Below are 16733 nucleotides of genomic sequence, written 5' to 3'. Positions count from 1 at the left end.
TGACCCTCAATGGACAATCGCTCCACCATCCCCGATAATTGCGCTCCCGCTGGATTTTAGCCCGCATTAACCCCATGACCGTGACCCCTATTACCTCCGCACAGCCTCGTCCCGCCACACCGGCACAGTGGACCACCGAAGCCATCGAGGCGCTGTTCGCCCTGCCCTTCGCCGACCTGATGTTCCGCGCCCAGGAAGTGCATCGCGCCCATCACGACGCCAATGCCGTGCAGCTCTCGACCCTGCTCTCGGTCAAGACCGGCGGCTGTTCCGAGGATTGCGGCTACTGCTCGCAGTCGGCGCGGCGCGAAAAGGAAACCGGCCAGGAACGCGGCAAGCTGCTGGAACTGGAAGAAGTCAGGATTGCAGCACGCGCGGCCAAGGAAAAAGGCGCCAGCCGCTTCTGCATGGGCGCCGCCTGGCGCGGGCCGAAGGAAGGCGACCTCGACCGCGTCATCGAGATGGTGCGCGTGGTCAAGGATCTCGGCATGGAAGCCTGCCTGACGCTCGGCCTGCTCGGCCCCGGTCAGGCGGAGAAGCTCGCCGCCGCCGGGCTCGATTATTACAACCACAACATCGATACCGGCGCCGAGTTCTATGACCGGATCATCACCACCCACTCGCAGCAATCGCGTGTCGACACGCTCACCAGCGTGCGCCAGGCCGGCATGAAGATCTGCTGCGGCGGCATCATCGGCATGGGCGAGACGCGGCGCATCCGCGCTTCGCTGATTGCCCAGCTCGCCAACATGAACCCGCCGCCCGAGTCGGTGCCGATCAACAATCTGGTACCGATCCCCGGCACGCCTCTGCAAGACGTGCAGCCGCTCGACCCCTTCGAGTTCGTGCGCACCATCGCCGCCGCGCGCATCACCATGCCGGCCAGCCTGGTGCGGCTCTCGGCCGGACGCGAACAGATGAGCGACGAGTTGCAGGCGCTGTGTTTTCTCGCCGGCGCCAACTCGATTTTTTACGGCGACCGGCTGCTCACCACCGACAACCCGGACGCCGATCACGACACAGCACTGTTTCAGCGCCTGGGCATCCAGCCCCTGTAATCGATTCAAGATCAAAAATCTTGAGCCACAGAGATCACAGAGGGGACAGAGAAAAACGTCAGACTGTTGTTGCCTTTCCCTGTGTCCTCTGTGGCTAATTGCTTTTCATAAATGCGCAGCGACTTCTCGAAAGCCGCCGCTTCCTATGACGAAGCGGCGGTACTGGCCGCTGAAGTCGGGCGCCGCATGGCGGAACGCCTCGATTATGTAAAGATTGCGCCGCTATGCATGGCCGACATCGGCTGTGCCACCGGCGACGGCATTCGCGAACTGCAGCGCCGCTATCCGAAAGCCCTGCCGCTCGCCATCGACTTTGCGCGGCCGATGCTGCAACAGGTGCAGGCCCGCAATTCCCTGCTGCAACGCCTGCGCGGGGCGGTTCCGCGCTTGCTCAATGCCGACGTGCAGGCACTGCCGCTCAGAAACGAGAGCCTGAGCCTGGTCTGGTCCAACCTCATGCTGCACTGGCTCGACGATCCGCAGCCCGCCTTGCGCGAGTTGCAGCGCAGCCTCGAAACCGGCGGCCTGCTCATGTTCTCGATGCTCGGACTGGATACGCTCAAGGAAATCCGCGCCGCATGTATCGCCTGCGGCATCGAGCCGCCGCTGCGCCGTTTTTATGACATGCACGACATTGGCGACATGCTGGTCGCGGCGGGGTTTGCCGATCCCGTGATGGACATGGAAATGATCACCCTCGCCTATCGCAGCCCGCGCGTCCTGCTGCGCGACCAGCGTCATCTTGGCGTTCGCGATGCCCTGTTCGGCTCATTGGGCAAACCCGTTGGCTGGCGCGACTGGCGGCGCGTGCTCGCGGCATGGCAGGAACATAAGATCGAAACCGGCTTGCCCGCGACTTTCGAGATCATCTATGGCCATGCATGGAAGCCCGAATCGCGCAGCAAGCCACGCACGCTTTCCGACGGCAGGACCGTTATCAGCTTCGTCAAGAAGCCATCAGCATAACGGCGGCGAATAATCCTGATAAAAAGCATTCGCCGTTCTCAGGTTCATTTGTAAGCGCTTGCAAGTTGCAAGAACATTGTGCATTACTATTGGACATAATCCCACTCGGACTTTATGGGGCGAATAATGCAGGCAGCAACGGCGATAGTTGTGCGAGACGAACATCGCAGGCGCCGATCCAGATCATGCTCTATACGTATTCAATGAACCTTTGTTATCCGTATCGAATGGCGGTACTGGCGGCGACAATGCTGATGTTGGCAGCTTGCGCGGCCGGGCCCGACTACGAGCGCCCGGCCTTTCCGCTGCCTGCGGCTTACAAGGAGGACGGATTGTGGAAATCGGCGCAGCCGCGGGATGCCGATGCCGGACAGCCGTGGTGGACGCGCTACGGCGATACCGATCTCGACGCGCTGGTCGAGCGGGCCAATGCCGCCAGCCAGGACATCCGCATCGCCGAGGCGCAGTACCGCCAGGCGCGAGCGGCGGTGCAATTGGCGCGGGCCGGCTACACGCCGACGCTCGGCGCCGCCGTCTCGGCGAGCCACACGCGGGCACCGACCGCGACAGGCAGTGTGACGACGGGCAGCGAATCCCTGCTGCTGGACGCGAGCTGGGAACCCGACATCTGGGGCCGCGTACGGCGCTCGGTCGAAGCCGGCGCAGCCGCGGCACAGGCCGGCGCGGCCGACATGGCGGCGGTGCGCCTCTCCATCCAGTCCGAGCTGGTGCAGGACTACCTGCAGTTGCGCATCACCGACGCGCAAAAGGATCTGCTCCTGCAGACGACCGAGGAATACCGCAAGGCACTGGCCCTGACGCGCAGTCAGTATGCCGCCGGCGTGGTCACGCGCACTGATGTTGCGCTGGCCGAGACGCTGCTGCAGTCGACCAGCGCGCAGGCGATCGACCTCGGCGTGCAGCGCAGCCAGCTTGAACATGCCATTGCCATTCTGAGCGGACGTGCGCCGGCCGAACTGGCCATCGCGGCGCGGCCCGCCGGCGCCCTGGGCCTGACGCTGCCTGAGGTGCCGGCCGGCCTGCCGGCGCAGTTGCTGGAGCGGCGGCCCGACATTGCCGCGGCCGAGCGCCGCGCCGCCGCCGCCAACGCCGGTATCGGCGTGGCGCGCTCCGCCTATTTCCCGAGCCTGACGCTGAACGGCAGCACCGGCGCCGGCGCCACCAGCTATTCGCAATGGATAAACGCGCCCAGCCGCGTCTGGTCGCTGGGCGCCGTGCTGGCGGAAACGATTTTCGACGGCGGCGCCCGTAGCGCGCAGAACGATGTCGCCGTCGCCGCCTACGATGCCGCTGCGGCGCAGTACAAGCGTACGGTGCTGGCCGGCTTGCAGGAAGTCGAAGACAACCTGGCCGCGCTGCGCGTGCTCGGCGAAGAGCGCGCCGTGCAGGACGCAGCGGTGGCTTCCGCCAGCCAGGCCGCACGTACCAGCTTGGCCCAGTATCGCGCCGGCACGACCAGCTACCTGGCGGTGGTCACCGCGCAGACCCTGCTGCTTGCCAACCAGCGTAGCTCTCTGCAGTTGCTGGGACGCCAACTCACCGCCAGCGCGGTTCTGGTGAAGGCGCTCGGCGGCGGCTGGAGCGCAGCCCAACTCGATGGCGCCGCCACCGCCAATGCCCTTCCCGCAAACACCGCACTATCGCCCGTCAATTCGGCGGCGGGCAACTGAAGAAGATAGTCAATATGGATAACAGATCCTCCCCGCTTTCCAAACAACACTGGCTGCGCCGCGGCGCATTTTTGCTGGCAATCGCGGTAGTCGCCTGGTTCGCATGGCGCAATTACATCGAGGCAGTGCCGGCCGCGCCCAAAGTGGCGCCCGCCGTTTCCGCCACGCTGGTCCGGGTGGCGCGCGAGGACGTGCCGAATTTCCTGATCGGCGTCGGTACCGTGCAAGCGCTGGCCACGGTCACGGTAAGGACGCGGGTGGACGGCCAGCTTGATCGCGTCGACTATGTCGAAGGCCAGGACGTGAAGGTCGGCCAGATGCTGGCCCAACTCGATACGCGCTCGCTGCGCGCCCAGTTGGAGCAGGTGCAGGCGCAGAAGGCGAAGGAGGAGGCGCAACTGGCCAACGCGCGGCTGGACCTTGGCCGTTACCAGCAGTTGATCAAGGAAGATGCGACCTCGCAGCAGACGCTGGATACCCAGCGTGCGCTGGTCGCCCAGTTGCAGGCCGCCGTGCAGACCGACGAGGCGCAGATCCATTACGCCCAGGTCAAGCTTGGCTATGCAACCATCACAGCGCCGCTCGCCGGCCGCGTCGGCGCGCGTCTGGTCGACCCCGGCAACATCGTGCACGCCAGCGATGCCAACGGCCTGGTCGTGATCAACCAGATCGATCCGATTAGCGTGGTCTTCACGCTGCCCGGCGATACGGTGCAGGCGATCAACGGCGCCCGTCAGGGCGCGCACAAGCTCCCGGTGCTGGCCTACGCCCGCGAGGGCGATACGCTGCTGGCGCGCGGCGAACTGGTGCTGGTGAACAACCAGATCGATGTCGCCAGCGGCACTGTGCTGCTCAAGGCGCGCTTTGCCAACCCGAAGCACATGCTGTGGCCGGGCCAGTACGTCAATGTGCGGCTGCAACTGGGCGAGCACAAGCAGGCACTGACCGTGCCGGCGCCGGTGGTGCAGCGGAGCCAGGCCGGCATCTATGCCTACGTCATTCACGGTGACGGCAAGGCCGAGATGCGGCCCATCGAAGTGCTGCAAATCCAGGACGACAAGGCCGTCGTCGCCAAGGGACTGCAGGCGGGTGAGACCGTGGTGCTGGAAGGTCAATACAAGATCAAGCCCGGCGGCAGCGTCGTCGCCGGCCCCGGCGCCGCAGCGGCAGCGACTGGTGCGCGTCGATGAACATCTCCGCTGTTTTCATCAAGCGCCCTATCGGCACTTCGCTGCTGTCATTGGCCATCCTGCTGGTCGGCATCGCCGTGTGGCCTTTGCTGCCGGTATCGGCTCTGCCGCAGGTCGACTTCCCCACCATCCAGGTCTCGGCCCGCCTGCCCGGGGCCAATCCGGAGACCATGGCCGCCAACGTGGCCCAGCCCCTGGAACGGCAGTTCTCGCTCATCTCCGGTCTGTCGCAGATGACTTCGACCAGCGCGCTGGGCTCGACGTCGATCACGCTACAGTTCGACCTCAACCGCAATATCGATGCCGCCGCACTCGATGTGCAGTCGGCCATCAATGCCGCCAGTGGCCAACTGCCCGTCAACCTGCCGAGTCCGCCGACTTTTCGCAAGACCAATCCGGCCGATCAGGCCATCCTGGTGCTGGCGGTACAGTCTGACACCCTGCCGCTGACGCAGGTAAATGAATATGCCGATACCATCCTGGCGCAGCAGATTTCGCAAATCACCGGCGTCAGCGATGTCGGCATCGGCGGCGCGCAAAAGCCCTCGGTGCGCATACAGGTGGATCCAGCCAGGCTTTCCGCCATGGGCATGAGCCTGGAGGAAGTGCGCGGGGTGATCGCGACCACCACGGTCAGCCAGCCCACCGGCAGCATCAACGGCAAACAGCAGAGCTTCGCCGTCTACACCAACGACCAGGTGCTGAAGGCCGAGCCCTGGAACGACATGGTGCTGGCCTACCGCAACGGTGCGCCGGTGAGGGTGCGCGATATAGGCGTCGCCGTCGAAGGGCCGGAGAACATCCTCACCGCCGGCTGGGCCTATGCCGGCGCCGCGGCAGCGCCGGACAGCAGCGTCCACAACGGCCGCGGCATGATCCTGTTCGTGCGCAAGCAGCCGGGCGCCAACGTGATCGAAACCGTCGACCGCATCAAGGCCGCGCTGCCACGGCTGCGCGCGGCAATTCCGCCGACCGTCACGGTTAACATCCTGGTGGACCGGACACAGAACATCCGCGCCTCGGTGCATGACGTCGAGATGACGCTGATCATCACCATCATTGCCGTGATCCTGGTCATCTTCGTCTTCCTGCTCAGTGTGCCGGCTACCGTGATTCCCGGCCTGACAGTGCCGCTGGCGCTGATGGGCACAGCGGCGGCGATGTACCTGCTGAACTACAGCCTGGACAACCTGTCGCTGATGGCGCTGACCATCGCCGTGGGTTTCGTCGTCGACGACGCCATCGTCATGCTGGAGAACATCTATCGCCACGTCGAGGCCGGCATGAAGCCGCTCGAAGCCGCCTACAAGGGCGCGGCAGAAATCGGCTTCACCATCATCTCGATCTCGGTCTCGCTGGTGGCCGTCTTTATTCCTCTGCTGCTGATGGGCGGCATCGTCGGCCGCCTGTTTCGCGAGTTCGCCGTCACCGTGACCATGACCATCGTCGTCTCGGTGGCGGTGTCGTTGACGCTGACGCCGATGCTGTGCTCGCGCTATCTCACCGACGCCCACAGCAAACCGCACGGACGCCTGTACCGGCTGTTCGAGCAGGGCTTCGCGGCAATGGCGGCCAGCTACAAGCACGGGCTGGATTTTGTCCTCAAGCACGAGTTCGCCACCCTCTGCGTCTTCCTCGCCACCTTGGTCCTGAGCGTGGCGATGTTCGCCTTCAGCCCCAAGGGCTTCTTCCCGCAGCAGGACACCGGCACCATCTACGGCTTCGCCGAGACCTCCCAGGACGCCTCCTTCCTCGCCATGCGCGAGCGCATGAAGCGGCTGGCCGAGGTCGTGCGCCAGGACCCGGATGTCACTGGCTTCGGCATGTTCGCCGGCAGCAACACCGCCAACACCGGCGTCTTCTTCATCGCCTTGAAGCCCAAGAACGAGGGCCGCACTGCCACCGCCGACGAGGTGATCGCGCGCCTGCGCCCGCAATTGTCAGGCGTGCAGGGCATCAACCTGTTCATGCAGGCGCCGCAGGACATCAACGTCGGCGGCCGCTTGTCCCGTACCCAATACCAATACACGGTGACCGACACCGACCTCGACGAACTCAACATCTGGGCGCCGCGCCTGCTCGACCGTCTGCGCCGCGTGCCGCAGTTGACCGATGTGGCCTCCGACCAGCAGAACGCAGCCGCCGCGGCGACGCTGACCATCGACCGCGCCCGTGCATCGAGCTTCGGCATTTCGCCGGCACTGATCGACGCGACGCTGTACGACGCCATCGGCCAGCGCCAGGTAGCGCAGTACTACACACAGACCAACAGCTATCGCGTAATTCTGGAAGTGTCGCCAAAGCTGCAGGAAGACCCGGCGCTGTTCGACAAGCTCTACGTCACCTCGCCGCTGACCGGCCAGCAGGTGCCGCTGTCGGCCTTCGTCAAGGTCGACACCAGCAAGACCGCCTACCTGCTCATCAGCCACCAGGGCCAGTTCCCGGCGGTGACCATCTCGTTCAATGTCGCGCCTGGCGTGGCGCTCGGTGACGCGGTGAAGGCGATCGAGAAGGCAAAGGCCGAGATGGGCGTGCCGGCGACGTTGTCGGGAAGCTTCCAGGGCACGGCCAAGGCTTTCGGTGATTCCCTGGCGACCCAGCCCTACCTGATCGCCGCCGCCCTGGTAGCGGTCTATATCGTGCTCGGCCTGCTCTACGAGAGCTATATCCATCCCCTGACGATTCTCTCGACCCTGCCCTCGGCCGGGGTCGGGGCCCTGCTGGTGCTGCGCCTGGGCGGCTACGACCTGAGCGTAATCGCGCTGATCGGTATCATCCTGTTGATCGGCATCGTCAAGAAAAACGGCATCATGATGATCGACTTTGCTCTCAGCGCCGAGCGGGAGCATGGCCTGGAGGCCCACCAAGCTATTTACCAGGCCTGTCTGTTGCGCTTCCGGCCGATCATGATGACCACCATGTGCGCACTTCTGGCCGGCCTGCCGCTGATGCTGGGCCACGGCGCCGGCTCCGAACTGCGCCGGCCGCTGGGCTATGCGATGGTGGGCGGACTCCTGGTATCCCAGGCGATGACCCTGTTCACCACGCCCGTCGTCTATCTCTACCTCGACCGCGCCCACAACTGGTATGTCCGCCGCAAGCAGGCACGCCGCACATCCAGCCCGGTCGTACCGACGGGCGGGGAATGAGGCCAATGCGGCAGTGCGGCTGATCATATTCACACCCTGTCATTATTGTTTTGGCATGGCAGAGAGGGCGGGATTGTGTCGTTCTCGCCCTGGGGCGATGCGCCATCGCGCAACAAGCTCCGTCTCCAACCGATCACACCTATACTTGTCGACGAATTGCTGGTTGATGGCAAAGCAGTTACATGCGGAGATCTAAACCCATCGGATAGAGTTAAACAATGTTTTCCTCCAGAAACAGAGACGAGCTCACTAAATATTTCGCTGGTTTGGCTGATGACTACCTGCTGGAGACCTTTGAGTCCGGGACTCTGACGCCTCTTGCTTTTGAAATTGCCGAAGCAGAACTTTCACGGCGAGGAATACCTCATCCATCTTCATTGCCGGTGGAAGAGGAAATCAAGTCTGATGACGGAGACCCCGTCCATTTAGAAACCATCGCCCGCTCATTCAAAAGCCAGCGCTTGGAAATATTACGCGCCCGGCTGGAAGCGGAAGGAATACCTGCCTTCGTGATGGACGGAAATATGAACCAAGCTTTTTCGGTGGCATCCCCAGCTTTGGGCGGAGCCAGGCTTCAGGTTCCCAGACAATACGTAACTCAAGCCAAGGAAATTATTGCAGCGATAGATTCTGGTGCTCTTGCAGCCAATGCACGCGATGCCGATGATTGAAGGTCGGCTTTTACGATGATGCCAATCTTTCCAAGTTGGACGACTCACGGCCAATAAGCAGAAGAATGGGATCCCCATTCCATATGGTAATTGTCACAATGCCGATAGTGGCAAGGGCTGATCGACTTATTCAAATTACAATATTTCAAGATTCGCTACTGAGGATGTTCTACAATTTATGTCAGTAGCGTATGCTTTTAACCAATCGGGGGTGCCAAGTGGATAGCTACGCAATTATCGTGCAGTACACGGCGGAGTATCGATGTGATCTGATCAAAAACCCGTCTAACCGACTTGCAGTTGTAAACCCGCTCGTTGAGGAGTTGGGGGGCAAAGTTAAGAGCGCCTGGTTATCCCATGGCCCGTGGGACGTACTGCTGATTATCGAGTTTCCCAGCTATACCGCAGCATCGGCCATTACTTCGGCATTCCAGGCCGGCGGAGTTACAAGCCAGGTAGACCTGGTTTGACGGCGCGAATTTAAAAGTACCCAGCAGTGCGAACTTAATTTTACTCAGGTGCGTTAACTGTCCGTCATTGGACGGCATGTGGATAAGTGTATCGTAGTTTTGTGTTGGGCACCTCCATGCAGTTGCGCGGGGGAAGCCGCGCAGGGCGTAGCCCGAAGCGGATTTCCCCGCGTGGCCAACCGTCAGAAGGGATCATGCTTGCCCTCTGTTTTGGCACGTTTGCTCTGCTCACGTTCCTTGATTCTTGACTTGGCGGTAGCGGCACTGTGGCGAAATCGATAAGACTCGTTACCGGTTTCCACGATATGGCAGTGATGCGTCAGCCGATCCAGCAGCGCAGTGGTCATCTTGGCGTCGCCAAAGACATTGCCCCATTCACCGAAGGTCAGGTTGGTCGTGATCATCACGCTGGTGTGCTCATAGAGCTTCGACAGCAAATGAAACAACAACGCACCTCCCGCTTGACTGAAAGGCAGGTAGCCCAACTCATCCAGAATCACCAGGTCAACGCGCATCAGCGAGAACGCCAGTTTTCCTGACTTTCCAGCCGCCTTCTCCTGCTCCAGCATATTCACCAAATCGACCGTCGAGTAGAAGCGCACGCGCTTGCCGTGCTGCGTAATGCCGGAGATCCCCAACGCCGTCGACAGATGTGTCTTGCCGGTGCCGGTGCCGCCGATGAACACCACATTGTGCGCAGCCTCAGTAAAGGACAGGCTGGCCAACTTCTTGATCAGTACCTCATCGACCTTCGAGTGCGCGAAGTCGAAACCGGCCAGGTCTCGATGCACCGGAAACTTGGCCGCGTGCATTTGGTGGCTGATCGAGCGCATCACCCGGTTGGTATGTTCCGCTTCCAGCAGATGCTCGACCAGCCACTGCGCGGATTGAAAGCTGGCGCCGTTACCCTGCGAAACCAGATCTTCCCAAGCGCCCACCATACTGTATAGGCGCAACCCCTTGAGTTCGGCGGTGATGTCACGCGTCATGGACCACCTCCTCACGCAGGCTGTCGTAGCGTTCCGTGTCCACAATCGGCACCTCGCACACCGCCAGCATCGTCTCCACGGGTGTCGGCACGGGCGTGTTCTTGAGTCGGTTCAACACATTCTCGACATGCTCTGAACTCGGGTTGGCCGATTCCAGCACCAACTCCACGGCAACCAAGACCGCTTCCAGCCCGGATTGGGGTACGGCAGCGAGCACCTTCGCCATGACACGATCACCGCCGTCACGCTTGAGCAGGAGTCGGCGCAGCTGTTGCAGTGGCGCAGGCATGTCCGCGAACGGCGCGCCATTTCTCAGGGCACCGGGCTTTCTCTCGATTAGCGGGATGTAATGCTGCCAGTCGTAGCAGGTCTGGTTCCGATCGAAACAGCGCAAGTGGCTTGCCACGACAGCATCGTGCGCAACGAAATCGATTCGATCGGGATAGATCCGGATGCTCACGATTTGCCCGACGAGTTCGCAAGGTGCCGAATAACGGTTGCGGTCGTAGCTGACGAGACAAACGCTGGAAACCTTGCCCAGGGTTTCGACGTAACCATCGAACGGCGTGACCATCGGCATCAGGCTGGGTTGCTCATGTTCCAGCATTTCGGCCAGCGTGAGATCGCCGTACTCGGTGTGACGCAGTTCCTGCCAAAGTGCACGGCATTTCGCCAGCAACCACAGGTTGAGTTCGGCAAACGATCCGAACCGCTCCTTGGCCGCATCCTGCCAAATGCGCTGCCGACTGTCCTGCACGTTCTTCTCGACGATGCCCTTCTCCCAGCCACTGGCAACGTTGCAGAAATCCGGATCGAACAGATAGTGCGAGGCCATCGCCGCGAAGCGCGTGTTAACCGTCCTGAGCTTTCGTTGCTTGACCTTGTCCACCGCGGTCTTCATGTTGTCGTAAATGCCACGCCTTGGAATACCGCCCAGCGCGGCAAATGATCGCGTATGCGCATCGAACAGCATTTCGTGGTTTTGCGTCGGGTACGCCTGGAGAACGAAGGCCCGGCTGGCGCAGAGCTTGAGATGGGCCGCCAGAATCTTGCGCCAGACGCCGCCAATGACCAGGCGCTCTTCGCTCCAGTCAAACTGGAAGGCTTCACCCAACTCGAAATGCAGCGGCACGTAGGCCTTGGCCAGTGCCTGTCCGCCGTCCTCGCGCCAGTGTCGGACAAACGCGGTGACCAGGCTATAGTCGCCACTAAATCCGGCAGCTTGCAATTCCCCGAACAGTTTCAGTGCCGTGCGCCGGTCTCGCTTGGGGCGGCGTGCATCCGTTTCCAGCGCCTTGGTCAACCATTCCACATGCGGTGCAATCTTGGTGTCCTCGGCGGGCCGACGATGGTATTGCGGCTCCGTCCCTTCCGCCGTATCCAGCCAGCGCCTCACCGTCTTACGCGTCAGACCGGTGCGCCTCTCTATTTCCGATAACGATAGTCCATCCCGGTAATACAAACGTCGAATTATTCCCAGTTGCTTCATGGTGATCATCTCCTTTTTCCCTGCTCAAAATTTGAGCAGGTGAGGTTAATCACCTGGGTAATTTTCAGTTCCCGCTAGGCCTCATTTCTGGGTACTGTTCGTTTCGCGTAGACAATCATTTCCTAGAACCAGATGTACCTAACCGAATAAAATGTGGTGGCTGCCGCTGACCGTTTTGGACAATGATTTTTCCTTCATGCGGAATCTGAGAACGGCAGCCCACCGGAAATTTCGGACGGACTGAGGCGGAAAAATTGTTCAACCTCAAAATTATCCAGCCACGACGGAATCGTCTCGATTCCCAGATACCCCAGTCGCCAACCTAGCATGGCACTCTCACCCGATCAGTCGAGGGAAATTATGGCGTCAAAAATTCACCGTAAATCAGAAAAGATGGATTTTCAATAGTTTCCAATGGTTAGAACCATTACGAGTAGGTTCTCAATAAATCGTGGCAGGGCTTGCTGGCTTTGAAGTGCACCTTGAGATCACCCTTCGACAAAACATTTATCAAAATGGGCATGACAGTTGAGTCCTCATAGAAGCTGCCGTTCCTGATTTCCATTCCATGTCAGTAGTGACACAATACGCCCATGAATTTCCCAACGCTGGCCAGCGCTATTACTCAGGCCACTGATCACGCCCGCACTACCGGCGCCCTGCTGCCGCTTGCCACTGAACAGATCTCTTTGACAGAGGGTGGCATCGAATTCTGCGTGCATTGGTTGTCGTCGCTGGCGCTCAAGGATGCCGCCAAACTGTTCAATACGGTAGACAAGCCAGCGAACTCCAATCCCTTCCTGCCCTATGAACAGGATTTGTATGTCGCCGATCTGTCCCCGACTCATGTCGCACTGTTGAACAAGTTTCCCCTGTTCGAGAAACATATCCTGATGGTGACCCGAATCTTCGAGGAACAGCTATCAATGCTGACCGTCGCCGACTTCGACGCGGTGGCACGCACCCTGGCTAGGCTGGACGGACTTGTGTTCTACAACGGCGGTGTAACCGGGGGTGCCAGCCAACCGCATAAACATCTGCAGTGGGTGCCCCCCGGTACTTTTGCGCTGGAGGCAATATTGCCTGATGCGGGGAACTACGGCAGGCCAAAGCGGCTGCCTAACTTTGATTTCCGCCACGCATTTGTCGCACTTGACCAGAAGCAGGGAACTAATTCGGCGCAGGCTGCAACTTATATGCATGATGTTTTCTACCGAGCTTGCACCGAATGCGGAATCGCAGCGGTGGAAGGAAAACTGCCACCCTACAATCTGCTCACCGGGCGCCACTGGATGCTGGTGGTGCCGCGCAGCCGCGAACATTGGGAAGAAGGCGCAGAAAAAATTTCAATGAACGCGATGAGTTTTGCTGGTTCTATCTTGGTTCGCCGCACCGAGCAAATCGAGCTGGTTCGCAAGGCGGGGCCTATGGCATTGCTTAAGGCGGTGACTTATCCCGCTTGATTCCAACGCAATTGGTAGAAAGAGCCTTGAACATCTGTTTCAGGGCAAATCTGATCCCCAATTTAACATCATGCAGCAATCGGCTGCCATTAGCAGACTTTCAGAGTCGCTATACAATTCGGGTCACGGCACGATGCGGGATAGGAACACTGCAATGAGCGCAGGTACAAGACTTCCAGGAACGCCCGAGCCGATTCATTTTTGGAATGGATTTGGCGGGCTAAGAATAGCGGGTGACTCTTGGGGCAATCCAGGCGGGCCTCTGGTACTGCTTCTTCACGGTGGCGGCAGACCCGTCATGCGTGGAGAGTACCCGGCAAGCTGCTTGGCGCCGCAGGATATTTCGTCGTTGCCTTGATGCGCGGGGTCACGGCGATTCGGACTGGGCGCCCGACGGAAATTATGGTCAGGATGCCATGGTTCAGGATCTCAAGTGCGTTGTTGCCGCACTTGGCAACCGCCGCCCGGTCCTGGTCGGCGCTTCCCTCGGAGGCGGAACTAGCTTGGTTGCCATTGGTGAGGATCATGTCGACGCCACCGCGCTGGTTCTGGTCGATGTCGCCCCCCACATCGAGAAAGAAGGGGTCGATAATATTGTGGGGTTCATGAGGCAGAAGCCAGAGGGTTTTATTTCACTGGAAGAGGTGGCGGATGCTATCGCTAGATATCAGCCTCACCGCAAACGCACGAGGAATCTGGACGGTCTGTCCAAGAACGTTCGTCTCGGCACAGATGGCAGGTATAGATGGCACTGGGATCCATTTATTTTGGCCGATGGGGTTGAACTTGAGCAACGTCAGATGCGGCTGGAGGCCTATTCGGCAAGGTTAACATTGCCTACCTTGTTGGTTCGTGGCGCCCTTTCCGATTTGCTCAGTGAAAGTGGCGCACAGGCTTTCCTGAAGCTGTATCCTGACAGCGAGTATGTGAACGTTGCTGACGCAGCGCACATGGTGGCCGTAGACCGAAATGATATCTTTGGCAGTGCAGTCATTGAATTCCTGTCCCGGGTAGTGCCCGTAGGCAGCAAGCCGGTTCAAAAACCCCATGAACGCCGTCCTCACCATGTAGGGCCCGCGGGAGATATCAGCGATATTCCATGATCCAGCATCTCTGGAAATTGATGGTCATCAACGAACTTCTTGAATAGCTCCGAGGTTTGTAGACATTTCCGAATATCCGTTTCGGGGGATACCGCTAGGTCTGTTTTGGTTAAGGTTTGTTCGATGTTTGCCCTGCACGTACTGGCAGTGGATGAAGCACCTACCATTACGAATGTGCCAGCAACCCCAATTCAGGCGGGAAAACCATCACGATTGATGATCGTGCTCAAATGGTTCGCTCTCGCGCTTCGCCGGTGACCAGACGAGTGGCAGCTAAATCAGGCATTCCTATATCACCAACAGATCGAGTTGCCTGCGGCTGTTGCCGATAACCTGATCGAGTACGTGGGCACGCTTGAGATACCAATGCGCGGCGAGTTCGGCGGTCATGCCAATACCGCCATGTACCTGGATGTTGGCGGCCGCGTTCTCGATCCCCGCGCGCGCCGCGAGAAACGCAGTGGCGGCGATTTCACGGCGCGCTTCGACAATTCCACGGTCACGCAGGCACAGGCTCGAATAGAAGAGCTGGGTGCAGGCTTCCTCGCAACGCACGGCCATGTCAGCACAGATGTGCTTTATCGCCTGGAATGAACCGATCAATTGACCGAATTGCTGTCGTTCTTTTGCGTAGGCCACTGACATGTCGCGGGTTGCTTCGGCGCCGCCCACCTGCATCGCCGAGGCCAGTATCGTCAGGCGGACGGCAACAGGGTCCAATGCGCCCTCGACATACGCGATCGCAGTATGTTGTTTGAGCGTAGCAGTAGCCAGCGACAGATGACGTTCAAGGCACGGTACTTTGGAGAGTAACAGCGAATCTGTCTCGAACAGCACCGCGCCGTTTTGATCGACGAGCACCGCATAGCATGCTGAATCCGTGCCAAACAATTGAATCGCACCATCTAGCCGTGATGCCGCCGACATCGATACTTCAGCGGGAATAGCAATAGCGACGCGCTCCTTGCCGCTGAGGATGCTGTCCCTCAGTTCGGACTGGCCTGCCAGCGCGGCAACACGCGCGCCGATCACGCTGCCGAGAAGTGCAAGCGGCCCGACTTGACGACCAACTTCGCGGAACATCAGAATCTCTTCAACCACCGAACATCCAAGGCCGCCATGCTGTTCTTCAAGGCCGAGCCCGATCCATCCGAGGTCGACGACCTTCTGCCATTCCTCGGGAGTTAACTGTGCAGCACCTTCGGTCAGATCGCGGTAACGCGATACCGGCAATTGTTCAGCCATGAAACTGGCGACGGCATCGATAATTTGAACTTCGTCAGAATTCGGTTGCAGGTTCATATCGGATTCCTAAACTTTCATTACTTGGGCAAACCAAGGATTCTCTCGCCAATGATGTTGCGTTGTACTTGCGCAGTACCGCCGGCAATCGAGGACGCATAACTGCGCAGATAGGGCTGGCTCCATCCCTGCCCAAGTTCCGACATGATGGTCTGCGCTGGTCCCAGTATGTCCATCGCCAACTTAAACACACGCTGTTGCACTTGGGAGAAGTGCAGACGGACGATCGAGCTCTCGGGTCCCGGCTTGCCCGTGCTTTCGTTACGCGAGATGGCGGCTAGTATGATAGATCGCAAAGCTGAGCTTTCGGCGCGTACCTGTCCGAGACGGCGCCGGATCTCGTCGTCGTCGATGGCCTTCCCGCTTCCAAGCGGGGATGAATGCATACGTGCGTGCTCAGTCAGCTCGACAATCTTTTTTTCGAGTTCTATGCAATCCGCCATGAACGCGGTGCCGCGCTCGAAGGACAGGGTTGCCATGGTGACGCGCCAACCATCGTTGATCTTGCCAACCACATTGGACAAAGGAATGCGGACATCGTCATAGAATATCTCGCAAAAGTGATGCCCGCCTGACATGATTTCAATCGGACGAACGGTTATCCCGGGAGTCGACATGTCGCAAATAACCCAACTGATGCCCTTGTGCTTGGGTACATCCGGGTTAGTACGCACCAGCAGCATCTGGTACTGAGCATGGCTGCCAAAACTCGTCCAGATTTTTTGCCCGTTAACAACAAGGTGGTCACCATCAATGACGGCACGAGTACGCAAACTCGCCAAGTCTGAGCCGGCAGATGGTTCGGAAAACCCCTGACACCACGTTACTTCGCCACGCAAAATCTTCGGCAAATGAAACGCCTTTTGATCTTCATTGGCTTCCAGAATTAAAGTTGGCCCGGCGAGGTTGATACCGACAAAAACATTGCCAGCCCAAGGCGCGCCGGCCTTTGCATATTCTTCATACCAGATCAGTTGCTGCATGGTCGCAAGGCCGCGACCACCAAACTCGCTGGGCCACGCGATACCTGCCCAACCGGCATCGTACATCTTGCGTTGCCATGCGACATCAAAAGCACGCGACACATCCCCTTCGTAGGGACGAGGTTCTTTGGGAACATTTTCATGAAGCCAGGCAGCGACTTGCTCACGGAATAGTTTCTCCGTTTGAGTGAAATCCAAATCCATACAAA

The 16733-nt window shown here is 59.6% G+C and carries 13 protein-coding genes; 9 read left to right on the top strand and 4 right to left on the bottom strand.

Features of this window, described 5'->3' with window-relative positions:
- The first annotated feature begins 74 nt into the window (after nt 1–74).
- The 7 genes from bioB (at nt 75) to K5E80_RS17255 (ending at nt 9195) form a co-directional block, all read left to right on the top strand.
- On the top strand, nt 75–1058 hold the full coding sequence (bioB, locus tag K5E80_RS15230) for a biotin synthase BioB (protein ID WP_220636958.1): 984 nt from the start codon (nt 75–77) through the stop codon (nt 1056–1058).
- Nucleotides 1059–1169: 111 nt separating this feature from the next.
- A complete protein-coding gene (locus tag K5E80_RS15225) occupies nt 1170–2024 on the top strand; it encodes a methyltransferase domain-containing protein (RefSeq protein ID WP_220636957.1) in 855 nt (284 codons plus the stop codon).
- Between the two features lie 185 nt (nt 2025–2209).
- Nucleotides 2210–3715: an efflux transporter outer membrane subunit gene (locus tag K5E80_RS15220; protein ID WP_246591004.1), complete on the top strand. Its 1506-nt coding sequence runs from the start codon at nt 2210–2212 to the stop codon at nt 3713–3715.
- A gap of 14 nt (nt 3716–3729) precedes the next feature.
- Nucleotides 3730–4905 carry an efflux RND transporter periplasmic adaptor subunit gene (locus K5E80_RS15215; RefSeq protein WP_220636956.1) on the top strand — a complete coding sequence of 392 codons (1176 nt, stop codon included), beginning with the start codon at nt 3730–3732 and terminating at the stop codon, nt 4903–4905.
- Entirely contained in the window at nt 4902–8054 is a 3153-nt protein-coding gene (locus tag K5E80_RS15210; protein ID WP_220636955.1) for an efflux RND transporter permease subunit, read from the top strand. Before K5E80_RS15215 ends, K5E80_RS15210 begins: the two co-directional genes overlap by 4 nt.
- Nucleotides 8055–8272: 218 nt before the next feature.
- Nucleotides 8273–8725, top strand: a complete 453-nt coding sequence (locus K5E80_RS15205) for a putative signal transducing protein (RefSeq protein WP_220636954.1) — start codon at nt 8273–8275, stop codon at nt 8723–8725.
- Nucleotides 8726–8916: 191 nt separating this feature from the next.
- The gene (locus K5E80_RS17255) at nt 8917–9195 is read left to right on the top strand and encodes a GYD domain-containing protein (protein WP_425514546.1); all 279 of its coding nucleotides are present in this window, start codon (nt 8917–8919) and stop codon (nt 9193–9195) included.
- A gap of 182 nt (nt 9196–9377) precedes the next feature.
- Here the strand turns inward: K5E80_RS17255 and istB are convergent, their stop codons facing one another.
- A complete protein-coding gene (istB, locus tag K5E80_RS15195) occupies nt 9378–10184 on the bottom strand; it encodes an IS21-like element helper ATPase IstB (RefSeq protein ID WP_220636952.1) in 807 nt (268 codons plus the stop codon).
- Nucleotides 10174–11673: an IS21 family transposase gene (gene istA / locus K5E80_RS15190; RefSeq protein ID WP_220637356.1), complete on the bottom strand. Its 1500-nt coding sequence runs from the start codon at nt 11671–11673 to the stop codon at nt 10174–10176. The genes istB and istA overlap by 11 nt, the downstream gene beginning before the upstream one ends.
- Before the next feature lie 593 nt (nt 11674–12266).
- Here istA and K5E80_RS15185 point away from each other — a divergent pair.
- Complete coding sequence (locus tag K5E80_RS15185) at nt 12267–13136, top strand: ATP adenylyltransferase family protein (protein WP_220636951.1); 870 nt, start codon at nt 12267–12269, stop codon at nt 13134–13136.
- A gap of 233 nt (nt 13137–13369) precedes the next feature.
- On the top strand, nt 13370–14239 hold the full coding sequence (locus tag K5E80_RS15180; protein WP_343213253.1) for an alpha/beta fold hydrolase: 870 nt from the start codon (nt 13370–13372) through the stop codon (nt 14237–14239).
- Nucleotides 14240–14527: 288 nt separating this feature from the next.
- Here the strand turns inward: K5E80_RS15180 and K5E80_RS15175 are convergent, their stop codons facing one another.
- On the bottom strand, nt 14528–15541 hold the full coding sequence (locus tag K5E80_RS15175) for an acyl-CoA dehydrogenase family protein (RefSeq protein ID WP_220636949.1): 1014 nt from the start codon (nt 15539–15541) through the stop codon (nt 14528–14530).
- Nucleotides 15542–15561: 20 nt separating this feature from the next.
- Nucleotides 15562–16728 carry an acyl-CoA dehydrogenase family protein gene (locus tag K5E80_RS15170; protein ID WP_220636948.1) on the bottom strand — a complete coding sequence of 389 codons (1167 nt, stop codon included), beginning with the start codon at nt 16726–16728 and terminating at the stop codon, nt 15562–15564.
- Nucleotides 16729–16733 lie beyond the last annotated feature (5 nt).

The sequence above is a fragment of the Georgfuchsia toluolica genome (genome assembly GCF_907163265.1).
In the GTDB taxonomy this organism is placed as follows: domain Bacteria; phylum Pseudomonadota; class Gammaproteobacteria; order Burkholderiales; family Rhodocyclaceae; genus Georgfuchsia; species Georgfuchsia toluolica.
This window is presented reverse-complemented; position numbering and strand designations above follow the sequence as displayed.

What these genes read in the sequence shown, in the direction of transcription:
- bioB (WP_220636958.1), top strand. Translation starts at nt 75, where the DNA reads ATGACCGTGACCCCTATTACCTCCGCACAGCCTCGTCCCGCCACACCG.
- K5E80_RS15225 (WP_220636957.1), top strand. Translation starts at nt 1,170, where the DNA reads ATGCGCAGCGACTTCTCGAAAGCCGCCGCTTCCTATGACGAAGCGGCG.
- K5E80_RS15220 (WP_246591004.1), top strand. Translation starts at nt 2,210, where the DNA reads ATGCTCTATACGTATTCAATGAACCTTTGTTATCCGTATCGAATGGCG.
- K5E80_RS15215 (WP_220636956.1), top strand. Translation starts at nt 3,730, where the DNA reads ATGGATAACAGATCCTCCCCGCTTTCCAAACAACACTGGCTGCGCCGC.
- K5E80_RS15210 (WP_220636955.1), top strand. Translation starts at nt 4,902, where the DNA reads ATGAACATCTCCGCTGTTTTCATCAAGCGCCCTATCGGCACTTCGCTG.
- K5E80_RS15205 (WP_220636954.1), top strand. Translation starts at nt 8,273, where the DNA reads ATGTTTTCCTCCAGAAACAGAGACGAGCTCACTAAATATTTCGCTGGT.
- K5E80_RS17255 (WP_425514546.1), top strand. Translation starts at nt 8,917, where the DNA reads ATGCTTTTAACCAATCGGGGGTGCCAAGTGGATAGCTACGCAATTATC.
- istB (WP_220636952.1), bottom strand. Translation starts at nt 10,184, where the DNA reads ATGACGCGTGACATCACCGCCGAACTCAAGGGGTTGCGCCTATACAGT.
- istA (WP_220637356.1), bottom strand. Translation starts at nt 11,673, where the DNA reads ATGAAGCAACTGGGAATAATTCGACGTTTGTATTACCGGGATGGACTA.
- K5E80_RS15185 (WP_220636951.1), top strand. Translation starts at nt 12,267, where the DNA reads ATGAATTTCCCAACGCTGGCCAGCGCTATTACTCAGGCCACTGATCAC.
- K5E80_RS15175 (WP_220636949.1), bottom strand. Translation starts at nt 15,541, where the DNA reads ATGAACCTGCAACCGAATTCTGACGAAGTTCAAATTATCGATGCCGTC.
- K5E80_RS15170 (WP_220636948.1), bottom strand. Translation starts at nt 16,728, where the DNA reads ATGGATTTGGATTTCACTCAAACGGAGAAACTATTCCGTGAGCAAGTC.